We start from the raw sequence: 17643 nt of genomic DNA on the forward strand, positions 1-17643 counted from the left end.
TTCTAATAGCTTTTATTAACTCATTTTAATAATTTATTTTGGAGGGGTATTATGAATAGTCAAATTGAAGAAGTCTGTCAAATTCTTGAATATATTGCAGACAACAATACTGTACCTCGTAATATCAGAGAGGCTGCAGGAGATTCAAGTGCTTTATTGAAAGATGAAGAACAAGATCAATCTATTAGAATAAGTACTGTTTTAGGAAAGCTAGATGAGATTAGTAATGATCCAAACATCCCTGTTCATGCAAGAACCTTAATTTGGGAAGTTTTATCAAAATTAGAATCTATCTAATTTCTTTTCTTTTTTTTATTAAATTCATTTTGAAATAGCGATAGCTATTGTAACGCCATCATAAGAAGTCTTTTTATATATCAATTCCGAATCGAAACCTGCCGTAATCAGCGCTGAAGGTTCGCAAACGCCATAAATTCCAAATTTTGAATATACGAAATCTGATTTTGCAACATCAGTTGATTCGAATAATTTCAATCTATCCATATCAACAAAAGAAACAGGTATTCCTAACTTTTCTGAGAGTTTCAAAATTCCCTGCTCGTCCTTTTTTATTTCAGCTGATGCCAACATGTTGATTCTAGATTCACTTATGCCCAAATCATTTATTGACTTGATCAGCCCTTCATGAATCTTTTCATATTCCTTTTCACGTCTGCAGCCAATTCCTGCGACTATTTTTCTTTCCTTTAAAACAAGCCTGTGGTCATCGAAGTGAACGAGAATCTCATCTTCACTAACTTCAGACGAATAATCAAATGAAACATCGATTTCAAGTGTAACTTTATTCAAATATCCCAATAAATATTCAAAATTTTTATTGGGATTGATTGTAAATGAAATCTCTTCTCCTTCAAGGATTGCTTTGTTGAAGAATAAGATCTCTTCTGGTTTATCGATTGACAAATAGAGGTCCTTTGCAATCACGTCTATTCCCAGCTTATTGTTGACATCTGTAGATGTCGTGATGACAGGTGTTGCGCCGATTAAACCGGCTACCTTTTGAGTCAATTTATTTGCACCGCCCAAGTGGCCTGACAGGGTTGATATAACAAAATTGCCGTTGTCATCAATGTTTAAAACTGCAGGGTCACTGACCTTTGATTCTATTAGTGGTGCAATCGACCTGATTAAAATTCCGGATGCCATGATAGCTATTACAGCATCATACTCATAAAACAATACTGGAAAATATTTCTTGACATTCTTATGATACAGATCTGTTTTTATTATTGTTGAATCTGCATCCAATTTTTCCTTTAAGCTTAATGCCAATTCTTGCCCCTTATCTGAAACGGAAATAATCGCTATTTTCATAATATCACATAAATCATTGCAAATATTAGAATAATTGTTATTGTAAATAAAATCATTGACAATCTTGATAGATCAACAGCCCTGGAAATATCATCCCTTGTTATTTCTTTATTGCTGTCCCCTAAAATATATGTCTCTTTTTTTATCAGCTGAATATTCAGCGCTCCGGCAGTTGATGCCATAGTATAACCTGAATTTGGAGATGGGCAGTTTCTTGCATCTCTCATCATTATCCTAAAACTGTTTTTTCCATCAAGCCTAAGCAGATAAGCGGAAATGACAACAAATATCCCTGCAATTCTTGATGGAATATAATTCAGAACATCGTCGATTTTCGCTGCAAAAAAACCTATGTTTACCAATTCTTCTGTTTTATATCCAAGCATTGCATCCATCGTATTTGAAAGTCTGTAAAGCATTGGAACTAACAGCAGGAAATATAGATGATAATTGAACGGATTATATAAGATGACTGCTCCAAAAACAAAATAATAGAATACCGGTGCAACATATGAATCCGTTATATTTTCAGTCAGGCTTTCAATGACTGCAGAGACAATGAATTCTTCTGTCAGCTCTTCAGTATTCCTGCTGACAAGGTATGAAACTGATCTTCTTGCCTTATCGATGTCTTCAGTCAAATCATTCCTAACGTCGATTGCCGTTTGCAAAAGCATGTTCACCGAATAGGTTGATGACAAAAGGACTGTGAAAACGACAAACAGCAAAATTATATTGATTTGACAAATCATGTAAATGACCAGCAAAATAACGCTGGTAACGACACAACAGCATATTACAACGATGAAGCCTGATAATCTGCTCTTCATGCCAATGAACAAGTTCTTGAAAAAATTGATTATAGAACCCATAATCACAACTGGATGGATTCTGCCAGGAAGCTCACCGAACATGACATCTATTGCAAGTGAAAACAACAATGCGAATACAACAAACATAAATAATTTCAATGAAACAATATTGCTGACGTTTGTCAACATTAAATTATTTATAAATTCATTATATTCAATCATACTTTATATTATATATAATAAAAAAATAAATAATTTATTATAAATTTTTATTGATGTTGATATTATGATTAATGAAGAAACAATTAAAGAATGGCTACTTGATGAAGATTTGCTCAGAGAAATGAAATATGATGAAAATGCTGATTTTCATTTCATTATCGAGTTTCCTAAAGATAACATAATGGATGTTGTAAAGCCAAAAGAGAAAGACTGCATTGTTGTTGCATGTGCAACACAGGTTTCACCTGAACATAAAAACATTATGATTCCTGCAGATCCAAGTACTAAAAAGGATTTCATTTTGGATTTGAATTTTGGTTTGAATAGTTTTCTTGTCGATTATGAACTTCAAATAAACCAGGACATATTGCAGCAGTTTATCATTTCAGATCAGATATTTGAGGATGGCCTAACAAAGGACGCTTTCATCAGGGCTTTGAAGAGGGTATTCAAATCCAAGCTGCATTGCATCTGGCTGATTGATAAAAAATTCGGTCGCATCCCACCTCAGTCCAATGAAAATGACATGTTCATCTAGACAGAGAGAGGTCCATTTCAAGTATAACGTCTGCGAGGATATACTATGAACGAAGGGGTATATTTCAATTGTAACACTTGAAATCAATCTCCCTTAATTTTTCTTTATTTTTTGTTTAAATCCGTATTACGGGTTTTCCAATTTTTTACACTTGAAGGGCATCCCTTCATTTTCGTTTTTTGCATAAAAGTGTTTACACTTGAAACACATGTCTCTCTCTTGATATTAATCATGATAGATTTTTTGAAAGTGATGTCATTCAAGCTATCTGAGGGCTTATTTTCCATGTTTTTACTAGAAATTTACACTTGAAATTCTTATTTTATATTTGAAATAGTACAATTTCATATTTAAAATTTAATGATTGATTATAAGTCTTTTTTTGTATTTATAAAATTAAAATAAGTTTTTTTAGTAAATATCAATTTTAAACTTTTTTTATTTAATTTAAACGAATTTGATTTATTTATTATTTTACATCATTGTCAAATTTATTAACTTTCTGCAAAATTGTAATAAAAACCTTTATTTATGATAGGTTTTATAATATTAACACTGGAAATTATACTGATAATTTTTATTAAATTTTTAAGGTGGATATATGTCAAATATTTTTGAAGATTTGGAAATTGAGGAATCAATTGCTCCCACTATATTTAAGGACAAGCGTCCTTTGGATCATAGATGGCTTCCTGAGAAATTGGTTCACAGAGACGATCAGATAAGGCAAATTGCCAAATATTGGGTGGATGTGTTAAGCGGTGTCACTCCAGCTAACGTAACCCTTTACGGCAAAACAGGAACAGGCAAGACAGCAGCATCATTGTTTGCACGTGAGCAGCTTATTGATATTGCCCGTAAAAAGAATGTTTTTGTTAAAGTAATTTATATCAGATGCACAGATTTTACGACAGAATATCAAGTTATTGCTGAGTTATGCAATAAGCTTGGACGTGACGTTCCAAACAGAGGTTGGACAAAAGGTGAAGTCGTAAATACATTTAGGGATATCTTCAAACCTGATGTCTTTGCTCGTAAATTGCATTTGATTGTTATTTTGGATGAAATTGACATATTACTTAATAAGGATGGCGATGGAATATTGTATACCCTTACAAGAACAGATAATGTTTCCGTCTTATGCATCAGTAATTATTTGGACTTTAAAAATTTAATCAATTCCAGGGTTACCAGCAGTTTGAATGATAAAGAGATTGTATTTCCACCTTATGGAGCAGATCAATTGTCAGACATATTGGGTGAAAGGGCGGAATTATCCTTCAATGAAAACATATTGGAAAGCGATGTCATTCCATTGTGTTCCGCAATGGCAGCCAAGGAAGAGGGTGATGCAAGATACGCTCTTGATTTGCTCAAGAACGCTGGTGAATTAGCTTTCGATGAAGATTCAGAGATTGTTACAAGCGATCATGTAAGAAGGGCAAAAGACAAGATAGAACATAACAAAATAATTGAAATCATATCCACTTTACCGCTACAGCAACAAAGGCTTTTGGAAGCCATTTTAAATTTGACAAAACAAAAAGAGGAAATATCTTCTGGGAAATTATATGATGCCTACACGGATATTTCCAAAAAGGATGCTGTTACCTACAGAAGAATATTTGACTTTATCGGCGAGCTTGAAATGCTTGGAATAATTTCCACAAACACCATCTCACGTGGACGTGCAAAGGGAAGAACCAATATCATCAAGCTTCAATGTGATGAAACATTACTTGAAACAACTCTCTTCACTGTTTAGGGTTGTTTTTTATTAATGTTTTCAATATTGCCATTCTCATCGGAACGGCGTTTGCGGCCTGTGTGAAATACTTGTTGTATTTTGTATTGTCCACATCGTCTGCAATTTCGTCGATTCTAGGCAACGGATGCATTACAATCAGGTCCTTGCCTTCAAGCATTTTTTTGTTTATGATATAAGCTCCTTTTATTTTAAGATAATCTTCGATATCCGCAAAGCGCTCTTTTTGGATTCTGGTTACATATAATACCTCGACATCATCGATAATCTCTTCAATGCTGTCAACTTCCACATATTTGATATTTGTTTTTGATATATCGTGAAGAATTTCCTGAGGCATTCTGAGCTCTGGAGGGGATACCAAATATATTTTAACGTTATCAAATAATCCTAATGCATTTGATAGTGAATGCACTGTACGTCCGAATTTCAAGTCTCCAATCAAAGCTATTTTTAAGTTGTCGATGTATCCTATTTCATTTTTGATTGTGTACAAATCGAGCAATGTTTGTGTTGGATGCTGGCCCGCACCGTCTCCAGCATTGATAACAGGAACATCAACAATATCTGAAATGAACTTGGACACGCCTTCAAGCTCATGCCTGATGACCAATGCATCGCTATATCCTTCAAACATCTTTGCAGTATCGGCAATGCTTTCACCTTTGGACACGGAGCTGGATCCGCTGTTTTCAAATCCAATGCATTCTCCGCCCAAACGTTTCATTGCAGTTTCAAATGACATTTTTGTTCTTGTTGAAGGTTCGAAAAACATCAGTCCTAAAAGCTTTCCTTTCAATTCTTCAGACACTTCTTTGGATTTGGCAATGTTTTCCAGTTTTGATGCTTCATCCAGGAGATATTCAATATCCTCTCTTTCAAAATCCTTTATTGAAATTATGTTCTTTAGTCTAAAAATTCTAATCAACCCTTTTTTCAATCATGTCGTTAATGTATTCAGCAAACTTATCGATTTCGTCAATATTCAAGACAGGGAGACTTTTCCCCTCTTGCTTATGTTTGTTAATTAAGTTATTTATTCTTCTTTTTTCAATAAAATTTCCATCATCCGGATTCAGTTCATATCCGAAATTTGAGCTGAGGCTTGATTTGTTAACCAGTTCCTCTGTAAATGTTTTGTTTAATCTGTCTCTTGTATCGATGCCTTCTTCACAGTTCATTACCAAAGCAATAGGCTTTTCTTTGAGAGTCATCATATTTCTTGAAATATATTGCTTTAGTGCATTTTGAACCTTGCCGTTATATGCAGATCCAGCCAAAATTATGAAATTATATTTCAGAAGACATGCGGTTTTGGCCTTTTCAATAGGAATCAATTTAACGTTGGCTTTGATTTTATCGGATAGTAATTTACATGCCTTTTTGGTTGATCTGCTTGAAGTGGAGTAGATTATTGCGATTTTCATATTATTCTCTCTATCGGCACAACCAGAATGTCTTTTGCACCGGCGTTTCTTAGGTCATTTACAAGTTCAAATACTTGCTTTTCATCTATTACTGCCTGAACGGCAACAGTCTTTTCATCGGAAAGCACTTCTGATATTGTCAAACCACCCATTGACGGCATGACTTCCTTGACTTTATCCAAATCGCGCTGTTTAACGTTCATCATTATTAGTTTCTTTCTGTCGGCATCAAGAACTCCCTTTATGCTTGTGCTGACGGATTCAATCAGTTCCCTTTTTTCGCTTAGGCTTTCATTATTTGCAATAAGCTTGATGGAGCTTTCCAAAATCACATCTATGATTTCAAGATGATTCATTTTCAATGTTGTTCCTGTGCTTGTCAAATCTGTTATCATGTCGGCAAGCCCAATAAATGGAGCCGCTTCTGTTGACCCGCTCAACTTGACGATTTTCAAATCCAAACCCTTTTCATCAAAATATTTTTTAGTCAGGACAGGAAACTCGGTTGCAACTTTCATGTCATCCGTAATGTCATCCAGGGATTTGATATCTGATTCTTCAGGAGCAGCCAGAACCAGTTTTGTCTGTCCGAATCTCAAGTCTAGCAGTTCGTTGACGTCAACTTCATTTTCGTTGATTAGATCAACACCGGTTATTCCCATATCTGCAACTCCGTCATTGACGAATTCCGGAATGTCTGATGCTCTTGCAAACATAATCTCAATGTTATCGTAAAATGTCTTGGAAATTAATTTGCGGTTATTTTTATCTATTAATCCTAAACCTGCTTTTTCCAATATGTTTATTGAAGGTTCACTTATTCTTCCCTTGGAAGGAACAGCAATTTTAATTTTCATTGTATCTCTCAATTTTTTTCTATCTTATATTATATTATTAATCATTTGTTAAATACTTTTAAGTATTACTTTTTTTATTATTTAATTTATAACATCTATTTTTTTGATTATGAGCATAATTTTGCAAAATATTTAAATATTAAGTTATATTATATTGTTATTTAACTTATGATTTTGGCTGTAAATCATAAGTTTTAATAAACTATTGTGAGGTGAAAAGCATGTCTGAAATACCAAAAGCTCCTATCGCAAGAATTATTAAAGAATCTGGTGCAGAAAGAGTTAGCGAAGACGCAAAAGCTGAATTAGCAGCATACTTAGAAGAAGTTGCTCGTGATGTAGCTAAAGAAGCAAACGCTGTTGCTAAAATCGCAAAACGTAAAACTGTTAAAGCAGAAGATATTAAATTAGCTATCAAAAACTTATAAATAGTTTTTTAGCTTTCTTTTTTTTATTTTTTAGGTGTTATTATGTCAGATAATACTATTTTAATTAAGAACGCATTTATTTTAAGTCCTAATACAAATTTTGAAGATAAGCAATCAATTTTAATCAAAGATGATATTATTTCTGAGATTGCTCCAAAAATATATGAAAGCAACGTCGATAAGATTATTGACGCCACCGGCAAGATCTTACTTCCGGGATTGATTAATACTCATACTCATTTATCCATGACCTTGTTTAGAGGATTAGCCGACGATTTAAGTTTGGACAGCTGGCTGAATGATCATATCTGGCCGATGGAAGCTAATCTTAATGGGGATTACTGTTATATCGGAGCCCTTTTAGGAGCTGTCGAATTAATAAAATCAGGAACTACAACATTTTCAGACATGTACTTTTACATGGAAGATGTTGCTCGTGCAGTTGAAGAAGCCGGAATCAGAGCTGTCTTGTCATATGGAATGATTGATTTCGGCGATGAAGAGAAAAGAAAAAATGAATTCAAAGAAAATTTAACATTATTTGATGCCTGCAACGGCATGGCTGACGGAAGAATCAAGGTTTTCTTTGGACCACACTCTCCATACACAGCTTCTGAAGAGTTGTTGACTAAAGTCCGTGAATTGGCAGATGAACATGGCATGGGAATTCACATTCACGTTTCCGAGACAGAAAAGGAAATCAATGACAGCTTAGAGGAAAAGGGATTAAGGCCATTTGAATATTTGGATAAGATAGGATTTTTAGGCCCTGACGTTGTTGCCGCACATTGCGTATGGCTAAGTGACAGCGAAATTGAAATCATCAGGAAAAATGGTGTTAAGGTTTCACACAATCCATGCAGCAACATGAAGTTGGCATCAGGAATCGCTCCAATTTCTAAATTAATCGAAAATGGCATTTGCGTTTCCATTGGAACCGATGGCGCTTCTTCAAACAATAATCTTGATTTGATTGAAGAGCTGAAGACTGCAAGTTTGCTTCAAAAGGTTTCAACTTTGGATCCTAAGGTTTTGGATTCTGATGAGGCAATAGCTATGGGTACCATAAAAGGTGCTGAAGCTTTGGGTCTTGACAGCGAAATCGGTTCAATTGAAGTTGGCAAAAAGGCAGACATTATTCTAATAGACACCAACTCAGCCAATATGGTTCCGGACAGTTCATCCTTAAGCTCCAATATAATTTACTCCGCAAACGGTTCAAACGTTGATACTACAATCTGCAACGGTAAAGTATTAATGGAAAATAAGAAATTGACAGTTTTGGATGAGGATGAAATCTATGCCAAAGCCAGACAGGCTATAAAAGAATTAAAAGAAGCTATCTAGCTTCAAATTCTATTTTATTTTTACCCATTACTATACTCTTTTTCCATTCGTCTTTGGTTTCTGGGAAATCAGACCTGAAGTGTGCTCCTCTGCTTTCTCTTCTAAGTATTGCAGATTTCACGGTCAAAATGCAAATTTCAACCATGTTTATCACTTCAAGGGCAGTGACCAAATCTGTATTGTATTGCTTTTTATCGCTGACGTCCAGATTTTCAAGATCCTTTTGCATTTCTTGAAGTTGGCCTAACGCTTCATTCAAGGTCTTTTCGTCTCTTACGATAGCTACTTTTTCCCACATGAGGTTTTTAATGTTGTTTTTAAAGTCTTGCGGTTTAATTGTGCCTTTTTTGATTAGCCCCTCGATTCTTGAAGCTTCATCTTTTACTTGTTCTTCATTTGTCTTGAGTTCGCTTGCTTTTGCAGCTTCGCTAGCGCTTTCACCGGCAATCTTACCGAATACCTGTGTGTCTGCCAGGGCATTTCCTCCCAAACGGTTTGCGCCATGAACTCCTCCGCAGACTTCGCCGGCTCCGAATAGGTTTTTAAGTGAAGTTGAAGCGTCAGTATTTATTTTCAATCCTCCCATGAAGTGGTGTGCAGTCGGTGCTACTTCAATTGGACCATGCTTGATGTCCACTCCAACGTTTTCAAACTGCAGTACCATGGTTTCAAGCTTTTCATCGATATAATCGTCATCCAAATGTGAAATGTCAAGATAGACTCCGCCGCTTTCTGTTCCCCTTCCTTCGATGATTTCCTGATAGATTGAACGGGCAACGACATCACGGGTAGCCAATTCCATTTTTTCAGGGGCATATTTGCTCATGAACCTTTCGCCATCCTTGTTTATGAGCTTTCCGCCTTCTGCCCTTACGGCTTCAGTCACCAAAACTCCCTTTTTGGATTCGGGTGCCACCATTCCGGTTGGGTGGAATTGAATCTGTTCCATATCCACCAGATTGGCTCCGGCTCTGTAGGCTATTGCATAGCCGTCTCCGTTCTTTTGGAAGGTATTGGATGTTACAGGGTATAGTTGACCGGCTCCTCCGCTTGCTAAAATAACGGATTTTGCCTTGAAATAAATTAAACTGGAGTCTTTTAAGTCAAGTCCGGTTGCTCCGATTACTTGATTGTCTTGGGTAATCAATGAGGTTATCATCACCTCTTCGATGCATTCTATATCTCTTCTGATGATTTCTTCTTTAAGTGCATTCAATAGCTCTGCACCTGTCCTGTCTCCCTGATAGCAGGTCCTTCTGTAGGTCTGTCCGCCGAAAGGCCTTTGGTCTATTTCACCTGATTCCTGGCGGTCGAACAGCGCACCGAAATTTTCCAGGTCAATCAGTCTTTTCGGTGATTCATTGACGAGAATGTCCACCAGCCTTTTGTCATTGAGGTGGCTTCCGCCTTTAAGTGTGTCATTGAAGTGAGCTTCTATTGAATCGTCCTTGTCCACGGTCTTGAATACTGCATTGTATCCTCCTTCTGCCATTCCAGTACAGCCTGACCTGAATGATAGGCCTTTTGATACAATAAGGGCTTTCAGTCCCGCATCATCAACTTCAATAGCTGCTCTTGAACCTGCTCCACCAGATCCGATTATTAATATATCTGTTGAGATAGTTTTTATTTCCATTTCAATTACCCTGTAAAATTCATTATAGTAATACTTTATTTTTCAATGATTAAATAAATTTCTTAAAAAATTCTAATAAAATATATTAATTAAAATGAGTTAATTAATAGTATTGAATCTATATTTTACAAAGCAGGTTTTATCGTTTTATCGGGAAATATTGTTAAATTTAAAATATGGATAAAATTTTAGCATTATTTATTACTAACATGTAATTTAATTTGAGGGTATTTAATGAAAATCGATGGTGAAGTTACAACCGGTTTGGGAAAAGCGGCATATTTCCTTTCACAGGAGTTTTACACTAGGGAATTTAAGAAGAATTTGGGATTTGTCCCCTTTCCCGGCACATTGAATGTCATCGTTAGCGATGATTATCTGGATGAAATCAATGAAATCAAAGACACTTGTGAAAATCTGATTAAGCCGGATGAAGGATTCGGTGCTGTAAAATACATTCAAGCTAAATTAAACGATAAGATTGAAGGCGCTATCGTTTTCCCGGCAAAGACCACTCATGAAGAAAATTATTTGGAATTCATTGCAGAATGTAAATTAAGAGATAAATTAATGTTAAACGATGGTGACATCGTATCTTTAGAATTTTGAAAAAATAGTAAAGTATTTTATGTATAATTAATAAAATGTTTAAATACGTTCTCAGGGCGGAGTGGAATTCTCCACCGGTGGTGATTTTTTTTATAAAATAAGTCCACGAGCACAAGGAAGTGTTGATTTGGTGAAAATCCAAAACCGACGGTGACAGTCCGGATGGAAGAGAAGATAATAGTGTTATTTTTAGCCCTGGTTCTAGTATTATAAGGAGATATTACTATGAATCAAGAAACAAAGTTAGATGAAGCTCTAGAAGCTATTAGAAATGGTGAGTTTGTACTCGTTTTTGATGATGATGACAGGGAAGGGGAAGTCGACATGATCATCGCTTCCGAATTCGTAACCCCCAAATCCATTGCAACCATGAGAAATGATGCAGGCGGATTGATCTGCAACTGTTTGCATGCTGATTTTTGTGATGCAATTCATTTGCCTTTCATGGTAGACATCATGAAGGCGGCAACAGAAAAGTATCCGGAACTTGCTGAACTTGCCCCAACTGATATTCCGTATGATGAAAGGTCATCATTTTCAGTTTGGACCAACCACAGAAAATCATTCACTGGCGTAACCGACCATGACAGAGCAATGACCATTAGCGAAATGGCTATAATGATGAAGGAAGAAAGATTTGATGAATTCGGAGCTACCTTCAGATCACCTGGTCACGTATGTCTTTTGAGAGGAGCGGATGGTCTTGTAAAAAATAGACAGGGACACACAGAAATAGGTCTTGCCTTATGTGAAATGGCTGGCGTTACCCCTGTTTGCGTGGTTTGTGAAATGATGGATGGTGAAACCGGACAGGCTACATCCGTTGCCGATGCCCGCAAATACGCGGAAGAAAACGATTTGGTCTTGCTTAAAGGAGAAGACATCATTAATAAATACATAGAGGAATAGATTAATTCCTCTCATTGCATTTATTTGCAATATAATTTGCAATAAATTCACTGTTTTGCCTGATTTTATAGGAATTGTAAATGCTAAAGGAAACATATTTTCCATCACGCATTTTAATTTCCAAAGCATCTTTAATTTCTTTTGATTTATTTATTTCAGCTATTTTATGCCATTGAACTCGTAATGTTTTGCTTCCCAAAGCCTTTTCTATGTGGATTCCGTCATCCAGAATCTTAACAATCTTGACTATGCGGCGATTCTTTTCAAGTCCTATTTGAACATCGCCATTTTCATCGATGACATAGTCAGGGATAAGGCAGGTAGCCTTCCAGCCTTGCTTCATCTTTTTTAAAACATGTGCTCTATCCTTTTTTGTAAGCTTAACGTTTGGTTCTGGGCTTAAATTAAGTGCCATTATATCACTTTTTCCTTGATTTCGTCAAATGTGTAGATTTTCCCGAATTCCACTTCGCGAGCCATGCCGATTATCTCATCGACATTCAGATTGTTTTCAATCAGATTCATTGCGTGGCCTGTAAACAGCTCATATCTTATTTCAACTTCAGGGATGAATCCTCTCATATCTGCAGACTTTAGTTTAGGAAGCTTTAATACTTTTTCGACATTGGTGTTATTTCTGATGTAAGGCACCACTTGGTCGAATATATCGTCATTGTATACCTTGTTTAGCAGTATCGCTTCTACCGGGATTTGGAACTTGTCAAGCATGTTGGCATGTGAAACCAAATCGATTGCGGCGGATTCGATTCCGCCTTTGTTTACGCCTGATGCAAGAATCATTGGGATTTTTGATGACATTGCGATTTCGGCCGCTGAAAACGGAACCTTTTCATTCAATAAGCCTGTAAACACACTCATCACCCCTTCAATCAAGACGATATCATAGTCTGATGAATTTAGTGTAGCTATTGTAGATTCTATGTCGGCCCATCCCAGATGTCCAATCTTTACAGATGCGAAGTCTTCCATCTTGCCTTTTGTCAAATATAATCCCGGTATAATGTCACGAACATCAGGTCCTACTTTGAGAAGCGCAACCTTATATCCTCTTTTTCTTATTGCTCCCGCAAGGCCTGTCATGATGAAAGTCTTTCCCGAATCGGATCCGTTGCTTCCAATCATCAGGTATTTAGGCTTTTGAGGTTTGCTTTCAAGTTTAGGAACCTTGATGTCGGTGTTGATTCCGACTTCACTTTGCAGGAATTCCTTGACCTTGAGGTTTCTACTGTATATATTGTCGATGTCTGTTGCATCTATTTTTTCTAATAGATTCTCTACAAGAATCGGATTCTCATCTAATATTCCATGAATCATGGTACCGATAACGTTTCCATCATCACTGCAAGCACCTGAAAATATGTTGTATTCAGCTTCCTTGTTGACATCGCCATAATTCATTCTTTGGACTTGTGAATAGAACAAGGGTTTTGCATCTCCCTCAACCTTGCCGTATGTGTGTGTATGAAAGCCGTCAACATCTTCAGTTTGGTTTTTAACCAAAAAGGAGTTGTCAAATACTTTCGCCTTTACACGGTCGCTTGTAATCAACGGTGAAAAATTTACATCTATTATACCGAGACCATCTTTTACAATAGGCACCGGAGATTTTCTACCGATATCTATTTGGTTTGAGAGAAGCTGAAAGCCCGCACAAATTCCAATGATGGGCTTCCCGTCACGAGCCATCCTCTTGATTTCAGTGTTCAAATCCATATTAATGTCATTTGACTCAATCAATGTTCCGCCTGGGATAATCAATGCATCCAATTCTTTTGAAGCATTTAAACCATCAACAAGTCCGTTTTCCTTAACGATATCTGTTGGTAGATTTCCAAAATCTTCAAATCCCGGAACGGCTCCACTAACATAAGCAAGTCCAATTCTTGTCATAAAAATAACCTCTTGTATAAATCTATTGTATTTAATTTATATTAAATTTTAGAGGTATGTTTCAAGTGTAAAAAAATTGATAGTGATGATGAGCTGATACCACTGATGTTTTATTGGGTGACGAAGAGTCCATTAGAAAGATTTTAATGCTGAAAAAATTAGGATTTTGCTTTTAAAAATAATAAAAGTTGTTTTTATATTGAAAAAAAAGGGAATTTAAGAGATTATGATTTGATAACCTCATACTGATTTTTTATATATTTTCTTGAAAATTTAGTGAGTTTATCATTTTGAAGGAGATATTTCCTCTTTTGTTGCAATTGTATGATTTGGATTAAAAAAGATTTCTATTATCCTCATCAGTATTTAGTTTAAGCTAAAGCTGCTACAACAGCAAGAGAAAATACTAATAAAGAAACGGTATTTAACATAATTTCATTGTTATTCATAATTTATCACCATAATATTTTTATTTTTGATTGAACTAATCATGTTACTCTTTATATATTGAAGACCATATATAAAGATTTCCGAATGCAAGTGCCTACTTGCATTCTATTTTTTAAAAATACAATCTAATTACTATTAGAAATAGATTTAAATAATTTTAAAGTCTTCATTTGTTGATTAATATGGGCATATTTTTAAAAAAAGAAGTTTATTGAGTGTTTTCAAAAACACTCATGGCTTTGATAATTTTTTCATCATCCAATGGCTTTGCCTGAATCTGCAGTCCTACCGGAATGCCGTCGACTTCACCTGCAGGAATGCTTGCTGCAGGAATACCTGCAAGGTTAGCTATTACGGTTAAGATATCGTAGGCATACATTTCCATAGGTTCCAATTCCTCGCCGATTTCGTGTGGAAGTTTTGGTACGGTCGGACCAACAATCAGGTCCACGTTTTCAAGCATTGAGGTAATTTCAGCTCTGATCACGGATCTTGCTTTCAATGCTTGCTTGTAGTATTTACCGCTGAATTCGGCTTCCGCAATGTGGGAACCTATTTTGATTCTTCTTAATACTTCATCACCACATACCTCTTCGATTCTGGAACCGTAGTCCCTTCCATCGTATTTTCTGGTTGCAGAGAAGAATTCCACATAGTTGATTAGGTAGTAGGTCGGCAAACAAAGGTCAATATAATCAAAACTTACTTCAACAAGTTCAGCACCTGCATCAACTAATTTGTTGATGGCTTTATTGACTGTTTTGTTGATTTCTTCGTCAGTCACATCGATGAATTCCTTACATACAGCTATTTTCATGCCTTCAAGGGATGTTTCATCCAGTACTTCGGTAAAGTCAGGCTTGTCCCAGTTAAGGGTAGTGCATTCGGTTTCATCGTAATTTGCAATTGTATTCAATGCCAAAGCTATTCCGCTGACATCATTAGCCAATGGTCCGATTTGGTCCAGACTCATGGAAAGGTCCAAAAGCCCTTGTCTTGAAACTGCGCCGTAAGTCGGTTTGAATCCGACCACTCCACAATGTGAAGCAGGGTTTCTGATGGATCCACCGGTGTCGGATCCGATTGCAATGTCACACATTTCAGCCGCTACGGCCGCTGCACATCCTCCGGATGAACCTCCAGGAATTCTTCCCATGGCCTTAGGGTTCTGGGTAGGTCCGTAGTATGAGGTTTCGGTTGAGCTTCCTGCTGCGAATTCATCCATATTCAAGATACCGATGATTATTCCGTCTTCAGCCAGGATTTCATTGACAACGGTTGCATTGTAGCTTCCGATATAGTCTTCCAAGGTTTTGGAGGCTGCTGAAATGATTAAGTCTTCAACATTAATGTTTGCTTTAATACCGAATACCAATCCGGCCAAAGCGCCAGCATCTTCACCTTTAGCTATTTTTTCATCAATAGCTTCAGCCTGCTTTAATGCATTTTCATAGTTCAATTCAATGAATGCATTAATGCTTTCGTTATTTTCATCAATAACTTTAATGAAGCTTTCTACATTTTCTTTAGCTGTCATTTCTCCATTTTTTATGGAGTTTAATTTTTCAATAACGTTCATTAAAACACCTAAATAATCGTAATTTGTAATATTATTATTTTCTTTTTCAAGGTTTATAAAGTTGTTTTTTTTATAAGCAGTTATTGCTTTAACTTTGTAAAATTAATTTTAAACAATAATTCAAATAATATGATGTGCAGTAATAATTTTATTAGGTTTAAAGAACAAAGATTTCATTGACATAGTTAAAGGAGTATGCTTAATACTATTATCGATATTATAAGGTAGTGATAATATGAAAAAAGCTGTGGTATTTGATAACTCAGGAACATTGATAGAAAGATTTCGGGTAATCAAAGATGTTATAAATGGTAATATATTCACTGACATCAATTCCTTGGATTTGATTGAAGCGGCTGACTCTCTGGCTTTAGTGGTTTTGCAGTTCAATACAAATAAGCTTCAGAAATTGGATCCGGATACCCTGATTTCAGATGTCATCAAAGATTATAACATTGATTTTGACATAAGCTTTTCAACAAAACAGGTATCAAAGGCCGAAGTCAAGGATATTCTCAATGTTGAAAGCCACACCAAGGTTTCAGACATCACCGACGGATTTGACATTTTGCGTGAAAAGATTCCCCACATGGAGCTGTGCAACGGATCTGCCCTGATTGTTGATATGGATCTTGGCGTTGTTGCATACACAATCACTTCAGCAGGCAAGTTCTTCCCAAAAGTATTTGAAACCGTTGAAACACTGAAATCACGCGGAATTGAAATATTTATCGCTTCAGGGGATAGGAAGGGGGCCATCAACAGATTGGCAAACATGCTTGATGTTCCCGAAGACAACGCCTATGGAACCGTTTCGACAAGAGGAAAATGTGAAGTCGTTTCCATTCTAAAGGATGGCGGCTATAAGGTCATGATGGTAGGAGATGGCCTCAATGACGTATTGGCATTCAAAAAAGCTGATGTCAGCGTTCTGACCATCGAACAGCAGGAGGAAGTCTCCCCAAAGATGATGGATAAGACAGACTACATCATTGAAGACATTTTTGAAGTCACACAGATTGACTTTTAAATTATTTTTTTAACAGATATAACTTATAACTTATAACTAATAAGTTATAAAAAAATAATAAATCATAAGCTATCGATTACTTCCTTGCTCTTTAGGATGTTATCGAAGTTGTTCAGCTCAATGATTGCAGTATCGATTTTTTTAAGTAAATTCAAGTCAAGAGTGCCTTCGCCTAATGTAATGTGTTGGTCTTTAACGCCATCATTGTCGTTCAGGTGACAATAGCTGATGTTTTTTAAATTTAACATTTCCTCAAGGTTTCCGCATGTGTTCCCATGGCCGGTGTCGATGGTCAGGCTGCATCCTGTTGCCTCCTGAATCATCTCGATTTCCTCAACGGTATTTCCCAGGAATTTGCCTCGAACGGGCATGTTTTCAACAGAGATTTCAACATTCGTATTGTCAATGATTTGGCCAACGCTTTCGATTGCATATTCCAATGCCCACTTTCTTAGGCGTGGCTCGTTACGGCCGATGATTCCGGGATGAACCGTAATCGTATTTGCATTTATGGTTTCAGCGTATTGGCCGCATTGAATCATTTGACGAACGCTTTCTTCACGTATCCCTCTGTTCAGGCTTGCGATGTTGATGTCTACGGTTGCTGCATGAATTCTCACATCAAGGCCACAGTCTTTGTATTCCATATTCTCCCTTTCAAAGAACGGTCCCTCTCCGAGAATTTCAATTATTTCAAAGTCATGTCTTTTAGCTAAATTTATGATTTCATCATTCGGTTGCATGAATAAAGCCAGTGTTGTAAAACCCAGTTTCATAAAAATATATAT

The 17643-nt window shown here is 36.2% G+C and carries 18 protein-coding genes and 1 riboswitch; of the genes, 8 read left to right on the top strand and 10 right to left on the bottom strand.

The annotated features are described in order from the left end of the window. Window positions 1-51: 51 nt before the first annotated feature. Complete coding sequence (locus ACJMLD_RS01525) at window positions 52-297, top strand: UPF0147 family protein (protein WP_405267320.1); 246 nt, start codon at window positions 52-54, stop codon at window positions 295-297. A gap of 24 nt (window positions 298-321) precedes the next feature. Here ACJMLD_RS01525 and ACJMLD_RS01530 read toward each other — a convergent pair whose 3' ends face one another. Both ACJMLD_RS01530 and ACJMLD_RS01535 read right to left on the bottom strand, forming a co-directional pair. Beyond that, window positions 322-1335 (bottom strand): cobalt-precorrin 5A hydrolase, encoded by a 1014-nt coding sequence (locus ACJMLD_RS01530; protein WP_405267322.1) that lies wholly within the window; start codon window positions 1333-1335, stop codon window positions 322-324. Next, a complete protein-coding gene (locus tag ACJMLD_RS01535) occupies window positions 1332-2369 on the bottom strand; it encodes a cobalamin biosynthesis protein (protein WP_405267324.1) in 1038 nt (345 codons plus the stop codon). The genes ACJMLD_RS01530 and ACJMLD_RS01535 overlap by 4 nt, the downstream gene beginning before the upstream one ends. A 64-nt stretch (window positions 2370-2433) precedes the next feature. On the opposite strand from ACJMLD_RS01535, the gene ACJMLD_RS01540 reads away from it, so the two are divergent. Both ACJMLD_RS01540 and ACJMLD_RS01545 read left to right on the top strand, forming a co-directional pair. Beyond that, window positions 2434-2907: a DUF2299 domain-containing protein gene (locus ACJMLD_RS01540; RefSeq protein WP_405267326.1), complete on the top strand. Its 474-nt coding sequence runs from the start codon at window positions 2434-2436 to the stop codon at window positions 2905-2907. A 601-nt stretch (window positions 2908-3508) separates the two neighbouring features. Further along, a complete protein-coding gene (locus ACJMLD_RS01545) occupies window positions 3509-4672 on the top strand; it encodes a Cdc6/Cdc18 family protein (RefSeq protein ID WP_405267328.1) in 1164 nt (387 codons plus the stop codon). On the opposite strand, the gene pyrB is transcribed toward ACJMLD_RS01545, so the two are convergent. From pyrB to hisG, 3 genes are read right to left on the bottom strand one after another with little or no spacing between them, the layout of a single operon-like run. Continuing rightward, window positions 4662-5600, bottom strand: coding sequence for an aspartate carbamoyltransferase (gene pyrB, locus ACJMLD_RS01550; protein ID WP_405267330.1), 939 nt, complete (start codon window positions 5598-5600; stop codon window positions 4662-4664). The two genes, ACJMLD_RS01545 and pyrB, sit on opposite strands and share 11 nt — an antisense overlap. After that, entirely contained in the window at window positions 5593-6099 is a 507-nt protein-coding gene (locus ACJMLD_RS01555) for a flavodoxin family protein (RefSeq protein ID WP_405267332.1), read from the bottom strand. The genes pyrB and ACJMLD_RS01555 overlap by 8 nt, the downstream gene beginning before the upstream one ends. Continuing rightward, window positions 6096-6956, bottom strand: coding sequence for an ATP phosphoribosyltransferase (gene hisG, locus ACJMLD_RS01560; protein WP_405267333.1), 861 nt, complete (start codon window positions 6954-6956; stop codon window positions 6096-6098). Before hisG ends, ACJMLD_RS01555 begins: the two co-directional genes overlap by 4 nt. Window positions 6957-7177: 221 nt before the next feature. On the opposite strand from hisG, the gene ACJMLD_RS01565 reads away from it, so the two are divergent. Beyond that, complete coding sequence (locus tag ACJMLD_RS01565; protein WP_405267334.1) at window positions 7178-7384, top strand: histone family protein; 207 nt, start codon at window positions 7178-7180, stop codon at window positions 7382-7384. A gap of 42 nt (window positions 7385-7426) precedes the next feature. Beyond that, on the top strand, window positions 7427-8731 hold the full coding sequence (locus ACJMLD_RS01570; RefSeq protein WP_405267336.1) for an amidohydrolase family protein: 1305 nt from the start codon (window positions 7427-7429) through the stop codon (window positions 8729-8731). Here ACJMLD_RS01570 and tfrA read toward each other — a convergent pair. Further along, complete coding sequence (gene tfrA / locus ACJMLD_RS01575; RefSeq protein ID WP_405267338.1) at window positions 8724-10367, bottom strand: fumarate reductase (CoM/CoB) subunit TfrA; 1644 nt, start codon at window positions 10365-10367, stop codon at window positions 8724-8726. The two genes, ACJMLD_RS01570 and tfrA, sit on opposite strands and share 8 nt — an antisense overlap. Before the next feature lie 234 nt (window positions 10368-10601). Here tfrA and ACJMLD_RS01580 point away from each other — a divergent pair, with 234 nt between their 5' ends. Together ACJMLD_RS01580 and ribB are read left to right on the top strand one after the other, a co-directional pair. Further along, window positions 10602-10976, top strand: coding sequence for a DUF120 domain-containing protein (locus ACJMLD_RS01580; protein ID WP_405267340.1), 375 nt, complete (start codon window positions 10602-10604; stop codon window positions 10974-10976). Window positions 10977-11019: 43 nt separating this feature from the next. Then, window positions 11020-11154: riboswitch (FMN riboswitch) on the top strand. Between the two features lie 47 nt (window positions 11155-11201). Beyond that, entirely contained in the window at window positions 11202-11885 is a 684-nt protein-coding gene (gene ribB / locus ACJMLD_RS01585; protein WP_405267342.1) for a 3,4-dihydroxy-2-butanone-4-phosphate synthase, read from the top strand. 1 nt (window position 11886) lies between these two features. Here the strand turns inward: ribB and ACJMLD_RS01590 are convergent, their stop codons facing one another. From ACJMLD_RS01590 to gatA, 3 genes are all read right to left on the bottom strand, one after another. After that, window positions 11887-12300 (bottom strand): hypothetical protein, encoded by a 414-nt coding sequence (locus ACJMLD_RS01590; RefSeq protein ID WP_405267344.1) that lies wholly within the window; start codon window positions 12298-12300, stop codon window positions 11887-11889. Next, a complete protein-coding gene (locus tag ACJMLD_RS01595) occupies window positions 12300-13796 on the bottom strand; it encodes a DJ-1/PfpI family protein (RefSeq protein WP_405267346.1) in 1497 nt (498 codons plus the stop codon). The genes ACJMLD_RS01590 and ACJMLD_RS01595 overlap by 1 nt, the downstream gene beginning before the upstream one ends. A gap of 658 nt (window positions 13797-14454) precedes the next feature. After that, window positions 14455-15825: an Asp-tRNA(Asn)/Glu-tRNA(Gln) amidotransferase subunit GatA gene (gene gatA, locus ACJMLD_RS01600; RefSeq protein WP_405267348.1), complete on the bottom strand. Its 1371-nt coding sequence runs from the start codon at window positions 15823-15825 to the stop codon at window positions 14455-14457. 235 nt (window positions 15826-16060) lie between these two features. Between gatA and ACJMLD_RS01605 the strand changes: the two genes are divergently transcribed. Then, window positions 16061-16855: an HAD family hydrolase gene (locus ACJMLD_RS01605; protein ID WP_405267349.1), complete on the top strand. Its 795-nt coding sequence runs from the start codon at window positions 16061-16063 to the stop codon at window positions 16853-16855. A gap of 62 nt (window positions 16856-16917) precedes the next feature. On the opposite strand, the gene ACJMLD_RS01610 is transcribed toward ACJMLD_RS01605, so the two are convergent. Further along, on the bottom strand, window positions 16918-17631 hold the full coding sequence (locus tag ACJMLD_RS01610; RefSeq protein ID WP_405267351.1) for a sugar phosphate isomerase/epimerase family protein: 714 nt from the start codon (window positions 17629-17631) through the stop codon (window positions 16918-16920). Window positions 17632-17643 lie beyond the last annotated feature (12 nt).

This window comes from Methanobrevibacter sp. (genome assembly GCF_045112895.1).
GTDB lineage: Archaea > Methanobacteriota > Methanobacteria > Methanobacteriales > Methanobacteriaceae > Methanocatella.

Bases quoted from the DNA above. Each gene is read 5' to 3' on its own strand.
- ACJMLD_RS01540 (WP_405267326.1), top strand. From the start codon at position 2,434: ATGATTAATGAAGAAACAATTAAAGAATGGCTACTTGATGAAGATTTG.
- ACJMLD_RS01595 (WP_405267346.1), bottom strand. From the start codon at position 13,796: ATGACAAGAATTGGACTTGCTTATGTTAGTGGAGCCGTTCCGGGATTT.
- ACJMLD_RS01555 (WP_405267332.1), bottom strand. From the start codon at position 6,099: ATGAAAATCGCAATAATCTACTCCACTTCAAGCAGATCAACCAAAAAG.
- ACJMLD_RS01605 (WP_405267349.1), top strand. From the start codon at position 16,061: ATGAAAAAAGCTGTGGTATTTGATAACTCAGGAACATTGATAGAAAGA.
- ribB (WP_405267342.1), top strand. From the start codon at position 11,202: ATGAATCAAGAAACAAAGTTAGATGAAGCTCTAGAAGCTATTAGAAAT.
- ACJMLD_RS01545 (WP_405267328.1), top strand. From the start codon at position 3,509: ATGTCAAATATTTTTGAAGATTTGGAAATTGAGGAATCAATTGCTCCC.
- ACJMLD_RS01570 (WP_405267336.1), top strand. From the start codon at position 7,427: ATGTCAGATAATACTATTTTAATTAAGAACGCATTTATTTTAAGTCCT.
- gatA (WP_405267348.1), bottom strand. From the start codon at position 15,825: ATGAACGTTATTGAAAAATTAAACTCCATAAAAAATGGAGAAATGACA.
- ACJMLD_RS01580 (WP_405267340.1), top strand. From the start codon at position 10,602: ATGAAAATCGATGGTGAAGTTACAACCGGTTTGGGAAAAGCGGCATAT.
- ACJMLD_RS01610 (WP_405267351.1), bottom strand. From the start codon at position 17,631: ATGAAACTGGGTTTTACAACACTGGCTTTATTCATGCAACCGAATGAT.
- ACJMLD_RS01590 (WP_405267344.1), bottom strand. From the start codon at position 12,300: ATGGCACTTAATTTAAGCCCAGAACCAAACGTTAAGCTTACAAAAAAG.
- ACJMLD_RS01565 (WP_405267334.1), top strand. From the start codon at position 7,178: ATGTCTGAAATACCAAAAGCTCCTATCGCAAGAATTATTAAAGAATCT.
- ACJMLD_RS01530 (WP_405267322.1), bottom strand. From the start codon at position 1,335: ATGAAAATAGCGATTATTTCCGTTTCAGATAAGGGGCAAGAATTGGCA.
- hisG (WP_405267333.1), bottom strand. From the start codon at position 6,956: ATGAAAATTAAAATTGCTGTTCCTTCCAAGGGAAGAATAAGTGAACCT.
- ACJMLD_RS01535 (WP_405267324.1), bottom strand. From the start codon at position 2,369: ATGATTGAATATAATGAATTTATAAATAATTTAATGTTGACAAACGTC.
- ACJMLD_RS01525 (WP_405267320.1), top strand. From the start codon at position 52: ATGAATAGTCAAATTGAAGAAGTCTGTCAAATTCTTGAATATATTGCA.
- tfrA (WP_405267338.1), bottom strand. From the start codon at position 10,367: ATGGAAATAAAAACTATCTCAACAGATATATTAATAATCGGATCTGGT.